Origin of the sequence: Synechococcus sp. R55.8 (genome assembly GCF_047461895.1) — a bacterium.
GTDB lineage: Bacteria > Cyanobacteriota > Cyanobacteriia > Thermostichales > Thermostichaceae > Thermostichus.
This window is the reverse complement of the sequence record NZ_JANSIB010000049.1, coordinates 1-12,263: the sequence shown is the minus strand read 5'-3', so window position 1 is coordinate 12,263 and position 12,263 is coordinate 1. Positions and strand designations below refer to the sequence as shown.

Below are 12,263 nucleotides of genomic sequence, written 5' to 3'. Positions count from 1 at the left end.
AGCCGCTGGGCCAAGTGTTCTACGGTTGCCAGGTAATCTCCCTGGGTGAAGGGGGTGAAGGTGAGGGTGAGGCCGAAGCGATCCCGCAGCGACAGCTTTTCCTGGACCGTATCCCAGGCGTGGACTTCTTGATCTTGGGGATTGGGACGGTCGCCGAAAAACTCGCGGATGAGATGGCGGCGGTTGCTGGTGGCATAAAGACGCACGTTGAGGGGCGGCGCAACGAGATCCCCCTCCAGGAGCACCTTGAGCTGCTTGAACTCGGTTTCCTCTGCCTCAAAGGAGAGATCGTCCACAAACAAGATAAAAGGCAACACCTGCGCCCGCAGCTCTGCCAAAATCTCCGGCAACTGAATCAAGTCTGTTCGCCTCAGCTCCAATAGGCGCAACCCCTGCGGGCCGTAGCGGCGCAACAACGCCTTCACCAGAGAAGACTTGCCGGTGCCCCGCGCCCCGTAGAGCAACACATGCAGGGCCGGATCTCCCCGCAGCAGCGCTTCGGTGTTGGCCGCCAACTGCTGTTTCTGCCGTTCGTAGCCGTAGATCTCCTCCCAGTCAGGCAGATCGGGAGCAGGGATCCCTTCTAGCCCTGCTGGCCCCCAGCGAAAGGCCCAGTAGCGACCACAGAGCCCTACCCCCCTTTGGCGGTAGTGGGCAATCAAGTCCTCCAGGCTCAGGCCCCAATCGGCAAAAGGGCGGGGATCCCAGCCAGCGCTATCGGTTTCCCCATCGGGCCAGGGGATCCCCAGACCCAGCGCCTGCATTTGCTCGGCAATGGTCTCCTGACTATCCGCCAAGGTTTGCAGACAGCGGAGATCGTGGCGGGCCGCCTGCATCAGAAGCCCTGGGATCCCTTGGGGCTGCAGCGCTGCACGGGCAAAGGGGTTATCGGCCCAGCGGATCTCCCAGATCAGCCACTCCCGCCAGCTCAGGCCCTGCCGGGCCAACTGCTCAAACCAGCGCCCGTAGGCCGCCCAGCACGGCAGGGGATCCCCACTCATCAACTGCTGGATTAGCTCCTGCCAGGCTAGGGCTAGGGGGTGGGTGCAGATGTCCCGGAATACCAGCAGCTTGGCCGCTGCTTCTGCTGCTTCTTGGAGGGGGGTCATCGCTTGAAGCCGCTCTAACTTGGCGTTGCTTATCCGCTCCCTAGGGGAGGAGACTGGGGGTAGTTGCGTTAACAACACGGAGCGCTTGAGTTACCTGGCATTGTCCCGCCGGCCCAGTTCATAGAGGCCTCCGCCGACGCAGGCGATCAGGCCGCAGGAGACGGCCCAGCTTTTGCCCAAGGAGATCTCTGTCAGAGCCACCACCAAGCCTGCTGCCAGCAAAAAGGGAAGGGTGCTCAGCAAGGAAGCCAAAGCTCCACTGGGATCCCATGGCAATTGCTTTTCCCAGCCCTCCTGCAGCTTGTGATGCAGCGGCGAAAACCCCCACATTAGCCCTAAGCCCCACAGAGCCGTGGCGGCCCATAAAGAGGGGCGAAGCATCTCCCAGCCCACAAGTCCAACCCCAACGGGATCCACCGGTCAACTCCCAACCCTGCCTTTCTAGGCTAGCGGGATTGGGCCCAATCGGTGGCGGTAATGGTGGTGCCAGGAAATTGAATGGGGTTGCCCAAGCTCTGGATTTGGGCCTGGAGAGCTGGCAACAGCCGCAAATCCAAAAGCGGCTCCTCCACGATCTCCGCCGGGATCAGATCCCGTTCTAGGGCAAAGTGGGCCGTGTGGCCGGCGGCGGTGCCAATGGCCCATTCCACCGGATGCACCCGGTAGGAGGCACTGGCAATGCGGCTGGTGGCGATGTTTTTGTTGCCGGCCAAAAGGTTGTCGATGCGCTGGGGGATCAGCGCCCGCAGGGGGATCTGGTAAGGGTAGCTGGGCGCTTGCGAGTCTTTATTGTTGCTGGGAGGCAGCGAAAAATCCGGCAGCAGGCAGTCGTGAAAGTCGATGGGGTACTGGCCCACCCCCACTGAGTCGTAGAAGATAAAGGGGCGACCACGATTCAACTCCGATTCCCGTGTGGTGATGTCCGACTCGTAGATGGTAAATCCTTCTGGGTAGGAGAGGCTGGGCCGACCAATGATGCGCCGCGACTCGCGGATATAAGGGTACTTGGAGAGGCCGCTGGCAGTTCCCATGGGGGTATTGGGCCCCCGTAGGTAGGCATAGCGCAAGTAGAAGTCTTTTTGAAAGTTGGGATCCTCCTGTTGCAGGAGAAAATCCGTCCTTCCCGCCACCAGCCAGTAGAAAAAGCCCTTAGCATGCTGCTCAGCTCGCCGCAGGGCTTCCACCCGCAGGCCCCCCATCCAGCCGCCCGGCTGCAGTTGGCCTGAGGCCTGCAGTTGCTCGTGGGTAAGGATGAGGTTCATCTCCGGGCCGGTGATGCGCCAGTCGTTGCCCCAGGTCCAGTTCTGCATGGATTGATCCCCCACCCGGATGGCCTCTTCCCCAAAGCCAAACACCTGTCCCCGGATGCGGCGGTAGGTAAAGACCAGGCCAAAGTTAAAGCGCGGCTGTTCAAAGCTGTAGTAGGGACCGTGCAGTGGGTCGTTGTAGAACTCGGGCTTGATGGGGACTTGGGGCACAGCAGAGCGCTCCAGGACAAAGGTGTAGGTGAAGCCCTGGGTACAGTAGGGATCCACATAGGGCTTGGAGCTGGGTTCCCAGCGGCTTTGGCCATCAGTTCCCAGGCGGTAGGGCACCCGCGCCAAGGGCAGCAGCTCGCCGGTTTCGGTGGCATCGATCACCACCCAGGGCAGGGTTTTCCCCTGGCGTTCTGGCGGCGGCTCAAAGCGCAGGATCTCCTTGTCCCAGTCGTCGGTGGGCTCCAGGCGGTAAAAGTCCAGGAGATAGGTGGACAAATCCCCCCGCTGCTCCGGCTCCACGCCGGCGTGTTTGGGGATGTTGCGAATGGCCTGCACACTGCGGATCTGAGAGTCTTTGATCTCCAAATCCTTCACTACCGTCTCGGTGAACAGCCGCAACTGCCCCGACTGCAGATAGGGATCCAACATCTCCCGGATCACCTGATGGCCCACCTGCGGGGAAAAGCAGAGCACGCTTACCCAGCACTTGCCGGGGTTGGGATCGCCGCCGTATTTTTCCCGTACCCGCCGGCGAAACTCGCTGTAGCCCCTGGGGAAGATGTCGTTTTCTCGCTGCAGGGGTCGCTCGTCCAAAGCCGAGACCCCCTGGGCGCTCACCTGCCCCCCGATCCAATCGCTGATCTCCGTCATGCACACCTGCCGGCCCAGTTGCAGCGCGTCATAGGCCGCCGCCACCCCCCCCAGCCCACCCCCCGCGATGAAAATCTCACAGGGGATCCGGGTTTCCGGCAGGGGCGCCGTCGAGGGTTGGGCCAGGCCCGCTCCCGCCCCGAGGATCCCTACTCCCAACGCCACACCGCTCCACCCCAGAAGGTTGACCTGAAGTTTCATCGAATGACCTCTCCACACCCACGCTCTGGCTTGGCCTTTTGGACTTTCCCGCAACCTCTATCATGGGAGAAAGCCTTGCGGATGCTCATGCCGGATTCCACCTTTGTCATCACCACCCCCATCTACTACGTCAACGCCGCTCCCCACATCGGCAGCGCCTACACCACCCTGGTGGCGGATGCCATTGCCCGTTACCACCGCCTGCGGGGCAAGGATGTGCTGATGGTGACGGGAACTGACGAGCACGGCCAGAAGATCCAGCGCACCGCCGAAGAGCGCGGCATTCCCCCTCAGCAGCACTGTGACGAGATTGCGGCTCAGTTTGCCCAGCTTTGGCAGTTGCTAGACATCCGCTACGACCGCTTTATCCGCACCACCAACCCTCGCCACAAAGCCATTGTGCGGGAGTTTTTTCAGCGGGTTTGGGATCAGGGGGATATTTTCGTTGGGCGGCAGCAGGGGTGGTACTGCGTTGCCTGCGAAGAGTTTAAAGACGAGGCGGAGCTGCTAGAAGGTGGGTTTTGCCCTCTGCACCCCACCAAGAAAGTGGAGTGGAAAGATGAAGAAAACTACTTTTTTCGCCTCTCCCGCTACCAGGAAAAGCTGGAAGCCCTCTATGCCGAGCAGCCGGAGTTTATCCAACCAGAAAGCCGCCGCAATGAGGTGATTAACTTTGTCAAGCAGGGCCTGCGGGACTTTTCCATCTCTCGCCCTAGTGTCTCCTGGGGGATCCCTTTTCCGGCGGATCCCGGCCAAACCCTCTACGTCTGGTTTGACGCCCTGATCAACTACATCAGTGCCGCTCTGGATCCTGACGACGAGCCCACCTTGGCAAATGCCCTACGCCGCTACTGGCCTGCGGATGTGCACCTGGTGGGCAAGGATATTGTCCGCTTCCACGCCATCTACTGGCCGGCTATGCTCATGTCGGCCGGTCTGCCCCTGCCCAAGCAGGTGTTTGGCCACGGCTTTCTCACCAAGGATGGCCTCAAGATGAGCAAAAGCCTGGGGAACACAGTGGATCCCTTTGAGCTGGTGCAGCAATACGGCGCCGATGCCGTGCGCTACTACTTTCTGACGGAAATCGAGCTGGGCAAGGATGGCGATTTCAGCGAGGGCCGCTTCGTTGACGTGCTCAACGCCGATCTGGCCAACGACCTGGGCAACTTGCTCAACCGCACCCTCAACATGCTCAGGAAATATCAATCCGACTACCGCGTTCCCGCCGTCGGGATCCCTGCAGATCACCCCCTCAAAACCCTGGCCGAGCGCCTTGCCCCGGCAGTGGCCGACGCCTACGAGCGGCTGGATCCCAGCTCTGCTGCCCGCAAAGCCCTCAGCTTAGCCCAGGCCAGCAACAAATACCTTGATGAGCAGGCTCCTTGGACGCTGCACAAGCAAGGGCAAAACGAACGGGTGGCTCAGATTCTCTACGCCGTTTTGGAAAGTGTGCGCTGGGTGGCAGTCCTGCTCTCCCCCCTCATTCCCGCTCTCAGCCTCAAGATCCTGCAGCAGCTGGGGTTCTCCCTCGCCGACACCCTGCAACTGCGCTGGGATCCCGATGCGACTTGGGGCCAGCTTCCCCCCGGGCAAGAGCCCCAGCCTCCTACGCCTGTCTTTCAGAAGATCCTGAGGAACGCCTAGGGATTGGCGATGTCCGGTCGGGAAGATTGGGCAGCGGCTTGGGATCCCTCTGGCGTGGATCTGTCGGCAAAAGGGCGAACATCCCCCAGGGGAATGGTTGAGGAAGCGACGGGGAAAGCACGGTTGGACGGGTCGGATGGGCGCAGCCGCGGGTTGTGAATCGCGCCAGTGGTGGGGGGCACTTCGCCGGACAGCGTCTGCCAGGCTGCCCGTACCCCTGCCCAAAAGCTGCGGATATTGACTTGGGCGCCCTGGGCTTGGGTGCGTGCTCCTTCGATGGAGCGGTTGACCTGCTTCACCACTTGCCCAGCCCCTTTCACCCCTTCGTCGAGGCTGTCGGCAATCTCGCTCACTTCCAGGCTGGTCAGGCGCAGGGCCTCCAGCGTGGGCGGCAATTCCCGCAGCAGCGTGTCGAAAAAGCGCTCCACGCTCTGGGCAGCTCGACCCAGTTGAATGACGGCAGGTAGTAGGGTCAGGATCACTGCCAAAATGCCCACTGCTACCAGGCCTACCGAGAGGCCGAGCCAAAAGACCGGGTCGTTCATCCCGCCGCCTCCTCCCCATCCCGAGCTTCTAGGTCAGCTTCTTCCCCGCCAAAGGGACGCGAGTTCTGGGCTTGGAGCAGCTCCCTTCGCTTCTGCAACATGGCTTCTTTGCCCACCGCCACTGCCTGCTGCAGCCGCAGCAGAGCCTCATCCAAACTGCGTTGGGCAGCGTCGAACAACTTTTCCGATTGATATTGCAGACTGCTGGTCACATCTTCTGCCACCTCTGGCAGGGCCTCTGCCGATTTCTTCAGCAGTCGCCGCGTCTCCCGTCCGCTGCGGGGAGCCAAGAGCAGGCCAATGGCGGTGCCCACAGCAGTTCCCAGCAACAGCCCACCAATAAACGCGCCAGTCCGGTTTTCAGCCATGCTTTGCCAGAGTTGAGTTGGATACGGGTGGCCCCGAAACCAGACTACCCTAAGATCTCGCGGGATCGGCGGGCTTGCCGCGCGCCGGGTCAACTGTTCCTAGAGAATCCGCAGGGGATCCACATCTATGCTGACGCGGATCCCTTGGGGGAGATGGCCAATGGCGGCCTGAATCTGGGCAGCCAGCTTCGGGCGATCCCAATCTTGGTCGGGCAGTTGCTTCAGCAGGATCTGCCAGCGGTAGCGTCCGGCAACCCGCTCCACCTGAGCTGGCCCCGGCCCCAACACCTCTGCCGGGATCCCCTGTAGGCGTTCGGCCACCCGATGGCAATAACGCTCCAGGGCTTCCAGGCGGGTGCTGCTCAAGCGGATCAAAATCAAAGCTCGGTGGGGAGGATAGCCCCCCTCTCGCCGTTGTTGCAGTTCTGCCCGCAAGAAGCCCTCGTAATCTTGGGCCAGCACCGCCCTCAAAATCGGGTGCTCCGGCAGATAGGTCTGGATAATCGCCTGTCCTGGCAGGGATCCCCGGCCCGAGCGCCCTGCCACCTGGGTGAGCAGTTGAAAGCTGCGCTCGCCGGCGCGATAGTCGGCTTGGTGCAACAGCCCATCGGCGGCCATCACGCCCACCAAGGTTACCTGGGGTATGTCCAGCCCTTTGGTGAGCATTTGCGTGCCCACCAGCACCTGGGCCTTGCCGCTGCGAAACTGCTCCAGCAAATCGCGATGGGATCCCTTGCGGCGGGTGGCGTCGCTGTCGTAGCGCAAAATCGAGAGCTGGGGCCAATGCTGGTGCAGCACTTCCACCACTTTTTGGGTGCCGGTGCCGAAGTGCTTCAGGTAGGGGGATCCACAGGCGGGGCAGCGCTGCGGATGGGGTTGGCGGGCGCCGCAGTAGTGGCAGCGCAGTTCCTGCCCGCCGAGATGGGCCAGATGAAAGGTGAGAGAAACATCACAATGCTCGCAGGTGAGGACAAACCCGCAGCTACGGCACAAGACGAAGGTGCTGTGGCCGCGGCGGGGGACAAAGAGAATGGCCTGTTCCCCTCTGTCCAGCGTCTGCTGCAGGGCCTGGTGTAGACGGCGGCTGAGGATGCTGCGGTTGCCGGCTTGGAGCTCCTGGCGCATGTCCACCAGCTCCAGTTGGGGCAGGGTGGCCGGGATCCCAGCTTGGGGGATGCGCTGCGGCAGGGCCAGCCGGATCCACCGCTGCGGATCCTGCAGATGGGCGGCATAGGTTTCCACCGCTGGGGTTGCACTGCCCAGGACCAGGGGACAACCGGCCAGCTCGGCCCGCCACTCGGCCACCTGACGGGCGTGGTAGCAGGGCTGGGGCTGATCCTGCTTGAAGCTGTCGTCGTGCTCTTCGTCCAAGACGATCAGGCCCAGCTTGGACAAGGGGGCAAACACCGCCGAGCGGGTGCCGATCACCACTTGGGGGGTGGAGGACAGCATCTGCCGCCAGGTGTCGTAGCGCTCGCCTTCCGAGAGGCCGCTGTGGTAGGCCCACACCTGGGATCCCAGCCGCGCCCGAAACCGATCCATCAGTTGCGGGGTAAGGCCGATCTCGGGCACCAGCACCAGCGCCGACCGTCCTTGCTGCAGCACCTGGGCGATCACCTGCAGGTACACTTCCGTTTTCCCAGAACCGGTGACCCCGTGCAGTAAAAACCGCTGGAACCGGCCCAAAGCTTGCCGGATCGCCTCTACCGCCTGGGCCTGGGCGGCCGTCAAGGGCCTGGGCGGATCCCGCCACCCCGGCAGGCTGGCATCTCCCAGCCGCAGCAGTGGGCGCTCGTAGAGGTGGACACGGCCTTTGCGGGCCAACCCCTGCAGAACCGCTCGGCTCACTCCTGCCAGGCGCTCCCACTCGGCGAGCAGCAGCTCTCCCCCCTTCTGCTTGAGGATCTGCAGCGCCTTCTGCTGAGGGAGGCTCAGCCCCTCTGGGGAGTCGTCGGCCAGACTGGCGGCCAGCTGGGTTTTCACCCTGCCCCCCTGTTGCTCCTGCCAAAAGCTCTCCACCCAACCCCGTCGCTGCAGTTCCCGCAGGGCGAGGGCGGCAGTGGGCACCTGCTGTTGCACATAGCGCCAAGACAGCTCTCCCCCTTTGGCCTGAAGCAGCTGCAGCAGGGTTTGGGCAGCCGGCGAACATTCCTCCCCTTCGGCAGGGAGCCTGAGCAAGCGGACACGCCGCTGAGAACGGCTGAGCAAGCCGGGGGGCAATACCGTGCGCACCACCTGGGCCAGAGGGGTGAGGTAATAGTCGGCCACCCGCTGCAGCAGGGGCCAGAATTCTTTGGGCAGGATCCCTTTGGCCACCACCGCCTCGATCTCCCGCACCGACTGCGGATCCACCCCTGCCGGCAGCTCGGAGCGCCAACCCAAGGCCACTGCCCCCGCCATTTGCTGACCAAAGGGTACGCTGAGCAGGTCGCCCGCTTCTGGCGCGGATCCCTCTGGCACACGATAGGTAAAGCAACCCCCCAAATGGGGATGATCCACCCACACTTCCAGCCAGCGGGGAGGCACAGGCTGCAACACGGGATCCCTCACGGACGGGGCAGAAACCTCGGCAGATCGACCGCCCGCTTGCTTGCCCGAGACGGTAGAGGTTGGGCCAGGGGCTGAATTGTAGGCTTGGCAGCAGGGGTTGGAGACAGAGCCTGGCCAAGGGACTCTGTTCGCGTGAGGGCGCTGGAGGTATCGGCCCGAGGTGGGACATCCAAGCCTTTGCGTTCCAAAGCCGCCTTCAAGCTCAGCACATGCATCTGCTGCTGCTCGTATTTTTCTCGGAGAGAGCGGTTTTCTTCCCACAGGGCAGCACGCTCCCCTTGCAGGGCTTTGATCTGCTCTGCTTGCTTCTCCAGTTGCGTGGACAAGGTTGCAATTTCTTCTTGCAGATGGAGAATGGTTGCCTGCGCAGAGCGCAACTGTGGCTGCCAGTCGGGTTGGGCGGCCAACTGCTCCAAGGCAGCCTGCAACTGCCGCTCCATGGCGGAGAGATGCTGCTGGGCTTGGGCGTACTGTTCCTGCAGATGGCGGTGCTCTTGCTGCCAACGGGTAACTTCCGCCTGGGCTTGGGAGAGGGCCACTTGCAGCGCTTCGGCCTGGGCCTGCCACTGCTGTTGAAGCTGTTGCTGCGCCAGGGATCCCTGGCGCAGATGCTCCTGCTGAGCTTGCAAAGCCGCCAATTGAGCTTGGGCTTCGGCCAGGGCTGCTTCTAGCTCTTGCCGTTGTTCCCGCCAGCGCTGCTCGGCCTCGGCTTCCGTCTCGGCATAGCCCGCCAAACGGGCCTCGAGGTGTTCCCGTTGCTCCTGCCAGGCTGCCTGTTGGTCGCTGTACAAAGCCCGCAGGCTGCTCAGCTCCGCCTGAGTTTCGGCAATTTGAGTGCGGGCCAGAGAAAGCTCTGCCTTAAAGCGTTGCAGCATTTCCACCCGCTTTTCCGCCACATCCTGGGCTTCCAGCAGAGAGGCCTGCAGCTCCTGCTGGCGCTGTTCCCATTGACGGCGCTCCTGAGCGTGGGCCAAGCGTAGCTGCTCAATCTGCTCCTGCAGGGCCTCGATATCCTGCCGCTGCCGTTCATTTAAGCGTTGCCGAGCAGCAAGCTGAGCTTCCTGATCCGAGATCTGGACTTTCTGAGCCGCCAAAGTCTGCTGCAACTGTTGCAAGAGATGCTCCCGCTCCTGCAGCGCCTTCTCTTGTTCGGCCACCTTCTGGTGCAAAGCCTGCAGTTGTTCCTGAAGAACTCGCCGCTCTTGGAGCTCGGCTTCGGCTTTGAGCAGACGGTTCTCCAATTCCTGGCGCTGCCTCAGGGCCAAATGGCGCTCCGTGCTGGGATCCGGTTCGGATGCTGAACAGCCCGCATGAGTCTCTGAAAGGATGGGATCCGAGTCACCTGAAGAGGGAGCACGCATAGATTGAAGGAGAGATGAAGAAGCGGGAGCAAATGATAAAGTTCCCTGCAGTATAGAGAGATTTTTGGGCGGGTTCAAGCCAGAAGGGTGATCTTGTAAAATCTCCTGCTGCTCCGCACGGCGCGGAGTGCTATCGGCCTGTTTTGGCCGCGCTCTTGCTTCTGAGGTTCCCAAATCCCCGGACTGGGCAGAAGGGCTTGGCTTACTTTTTTTCGGCCGCGAGGCCCGATCCCGACCGGAAGAGGTCTCCCCTTGCTTGGGCGTGCTCTGAGAGTCTGCCACCTTGCCCCCTTTCATCGCCCACAACACCCACCCCCGCCATCACGGACAGATGGCCCCACCATTCTAAACTGAGTCTAAATCTAAATCGACTCGGTCTCAATCCAAGCGTCTCTGCTGAGTGTAGAGGAGTCCCGCCCGTGCTCGGAGCTCCTGGCAGACGCAGGTCGGCCTCATCGTTGCAGGGGCAAATGCGAGGACTCGCTTCCACTGGCCCGAACAGGGCAGCCAGCGAGCCTGCGGAAAACCGTCTTATCTTTGTCCTTCATTTTGCGATACTGCTAGGGGTGATGTTGAGAATGACCGCACGATGGCGATGCAAAATGGAGCCAGGGATCCGCTTCAACTTCCTCAACGGCAGACAAACTCGGCGGGATCCCAGTTGTGCCTTGCCTGTTCTGCTCCCTGTGGCCTACTGTTGAGCCTGCTCTGGGTTGTCCCTGCTCTTGCTCAGCCGGAATCTCCCAGCTCTGCTGCCTTTGCTCTGCCCAACAGCCGCGAAATCCTCACCCCCCCATCCCCCCCCACCCTATCGATTCCCCCCAACCCTGCTGACTCCACCCCTGCGGCTGACCTGACTCTAAAGGGGGCTTTGACGGCTGAAGAATTGGTGGTGCCCCAATCCCCCTTGCAGGTGCGCATCGAGCGAAGGGAGGGCTTGTCTTTGGAAGAAGCTCTGGAGATCGCCGTTGCCCAGAACCCGGCTGTGCAGCAGGCCAGACTGACTGTCGAGCGGGCCGAGGCCGGGGTAGCTCTAGCTCAAGCTGCCTTTGCTCCCACCCTCTCCAGCCGTGCCAACTACCAGTACAGTGAGGCTCCCTCTCCTGGTGGTGGGCCAAGGCGCGAATCCCACACCCTCTCGGCCAGTGTGGTGCGGGTGGAGTATACCGCCTTTGACAGTGGCCTTAGGGAGCAAAACCTGAAGCTGGCCCAAGAAGCGCTGCGCATCGCCCAACTGCAGCTGGAGCAAACGCTGCAGACGGTCAAACAAGCTGTGGCCAATGCCTACTACGATCTGCAAAGCGCGGACGCCAGGGTTGCCATCAGCCAAGCTGCCGTCGAAAGTTCCGAAGCCACCCTGCGGGATGCTCAAGCCCGAGAACGGGTCGGGCTGGGTACCCGCTTTGAGATTCTCCAGGCAGAGACGGAATTGGCCAACAATCGACAAACCTTGCTGGCGGCTCAAAACACCCAACAACTGAATCGCCGCCGCCTGGCCGAACTGCTGAATTTCCCCAGCCCCACCGACGTGTTGGCCAGCGACCGCATTGAGCCGATGGGGGAGTGGGATCTCAGCCTGGAAGAGACCATCATTGCTGCCTTTGCCCAACGACAGGAATTGGAGCGCCGGCGCCGAGAATTGGAGCAGGCCCAAAGCCGCCTGCGCCTGGCACAAGCCCGCAATGGCCCCCGAATTGGCTTGTTCGCCAGCCTCGATGCCGTTAACGATTTCAACGCCAGCCGCGATAGCTTTGATGTTGGCTATTCGGTCGGAGCCAATTTCAGCTTGACTTGGTTCGATGGGGGAGAAGCGGCTGCCCAAGCCCGCCAAGCCCAGATCGATGGACAGGTGGCCGTGAGCAACTTCGTCGGCACCCGCAATGAAATCCAGCGGGGGGTGGAAGAAGCCTTCCTGACCCTCAGCTCCAGCCGCGAACAGATCGACTCGGCCAAAGTGGCAATTGCCTCAGCAGAAGAGAGCCTGCGCTTGGCCCGGCTGCGCCTGCAAGCGGGGGTGGGCACCCAAACGGAGGTGATCAATGCTGAAGCTGCCCTCACCACTGCCCGTGGCAACCTTTCCAATGCTGTAATCGCCTACAATCGCGCCCTGGTACAACTGAAACGGGCCATTGGCAGCCTTTGACTTGAGCCTTTCTCCCTCACTCCCAGCCCTTCTTCCAAAAGGAGAGGGGTGCTATGGATACCGCGACGAAACAGTTCTATTCCAACTTGAGCTGTTGTGACATACTCCCGCACTCATGCTGACGCAAAGCGCTCCGCGCCGCTAGCGCGAAAAGGACATTTCCTGCGCTTTAAGGACTACGTCCCGCTGACGCGAAAAGAACGGGATGCCCCA

General features: G+C 61.8%; 9 protein-coding genes. 2 read left to right on the top strand and 7 right to left on the bottom strand.

What is annotated here, in order from left to right; genetic code table 11:
* The 3 genes from NW829_RS06645 to NW829_RS06635 all read right to left on the bottom strand — a co-directional run.
* The coding region (locus NW829_RS06645; RefSeq protein WP_414416715.1) for an ATP-binding protein at positions 1–1,109 on the bottom strand (1,109 nt) is incomplete at its 3' end.
* A gap of 90 nt (positions 1,110–1,199) precedes the next feature.
* Positions 1,200–1,490 carry a hypothetical protein gene (locus NW829_RS06640; RefSeq protein WP_414416714.1) on the bottom strand — a complete coding sequence of 97 codons (291 nt, stop codon included), beginning with the start codon at positions 1,488–1,490 and terminating at the stop codon, positions 1,200–1,202.
* Positions 1,491–1,555: 65 nt separating this feature from the next.
* Positions 1,556–3,439 carry an FAD-dependent oxidoreductase gene (locus NW829_RS06635; RefSeq protein ID WP_414416713.1) on the bottom strand — a complete coding sequence of 628 codons (1,884 nt, stop codon included), beginning with the start codon at positions 3,437–3,439 and terminating at the stop codon, positions 1,556–1,558.
* An 87-nt stretch (positions 3,440–3,526) separates the two neighbouring features.
* Between NW829_RS06635 and metG the strand changes: the two genes are divergently transcribed.
* Positions 3,527–5,083, top strand: a complete 1,557-nt coding sequence (metG, locus tag NW829_RS06630) for a methionine--tRNA ligase (RefSeq protein WP_414416721.1) — start codon at positions 3,527–3,529, stop codon at positions 5,081–5,083.
* Here metG and NW829_RS06625 read toward each other — a convergent pair.
* The 4 genes from NW829_RS06625 to NW829_RS06610 form a co-directional block, all read right to left on the bottom strand.
* The gene (locus tag NW829_RS06625; RefSeq protein WP_414416712.1) at positions 5,080–5,628 is read right to left on the bottom strand and encodes a hypothetical protein; all 549 of its coding nucleotides are present in this window, start codon (positions 5,626–5,628) and stop codon (positions 5,080–5,082) included. The two genes, metG and NW829_RS06625, sit on opposite strands and share 4 nt — an antisense overlap.
* On the bottom strand, positions 5,625–5,996 hold the full coding sequence (locus NW829_RS06620) for a YtxH domain-containing protein (protein ID WP_011433806.1): 372 nt from the start codon (positions 5,994–5,996) through the stop codon (positions 5,625–5,627). The genes NW829_RS06625 and NW829_RS06620 overlap by 4 nt, the downstream gene beginning before the upstream one ends.
* 99 nt (positions 5,997–6,095) lie before the next feature.
* Entirely contained in the window at positions 6,096–8,501 is a 2,406-nt protein-coding gene (priA, locus tag NW829_RS06615; protein ID WP_414416720.1) for a primosomal protein N', read from the bottom strand.
* A gap of 41 nt (positions 8,502–8,542) precedes the next feature.
* Positions 8,543–9,907, bottom strand: coding sequence for a hypothetical protein (locus tag NW829_RS06610; RefSeq protein WP_414416711.1), 1,365 nt, complete (start codon positions 9,905–9,907; stop codon positions 8,543–8,545).
* Between the two features lie 589 nt (positions 9,908–10,496).
* On the opposite strand from NW829_RS06610, the gene NW829_RS06605 reads away from it, so the two are divergent.
* Positions 10,497–12,050, top strand: a complete 1,554-nt coding sequence (locus NW829_RS06605; RefSeq protein ID WP_414416710.1) for a TolC family protein — start codon at positions 10,497–10,499, stop codon at positions 12,048–12,050.
* Positions 12,051–12,263 lie beyond the last annotated feature (213 nt).

Excerpts from the sequence above, each read along its gene's own strand:
- NW829_RS06625 (WP_414416712.1), bottom strand. The coding sequence starts at position 5,628 with ATGAACGACCCGGTCTTTTGGCTCGGCCTCTCGGTAGGCCTGGTAGCA.
- NW829_RS06610 (WP_414416711.1), bottom strand. The coding sequence starts at position 9,907 with ATGCGTGCTCCCTCTTCAGGTGACTCGGATCCCATCCTTTCAGAGACT.
- NW829_RS06635 (WP_414416713.1), bottom strand. The coding sequence starts at position 3,439 with ATGAAACTTCAGGTCAACCTTCTGGGGTGGAGCGGTGTGGCGTTGGGA.
- NW829_RS06605 (WP_414416710.1), top strand. The coding sequence starts at position 10,497 with ATGGCGATGCAAAATGGAGCCAGGGATCCGCTTCAACTTCCTCAACGG.
- NW829_RS06640 (WP_414416714.1), bottom strand. The coding sequence starts at position 1,490 with ATGCTTCGCCCCTCTTTATGGGCCGCCACGGCTCTGTGGGGCTTAGGG.
- NW829_RS06620 (WP_011433806.1), bottom strand. The coding sequence starts at position 5,996 with ATGGCTGAAAACCGGACTGGCGCGTTTATTGGTGGGCTGTTGCTGGGA.
- metG (WP_414416721.1), top strand. The coding sequence starts at position 3,527 with ATGCCGGATTCCACCTTTGTCATCACCACCCCCATCTACTACGTCAAC.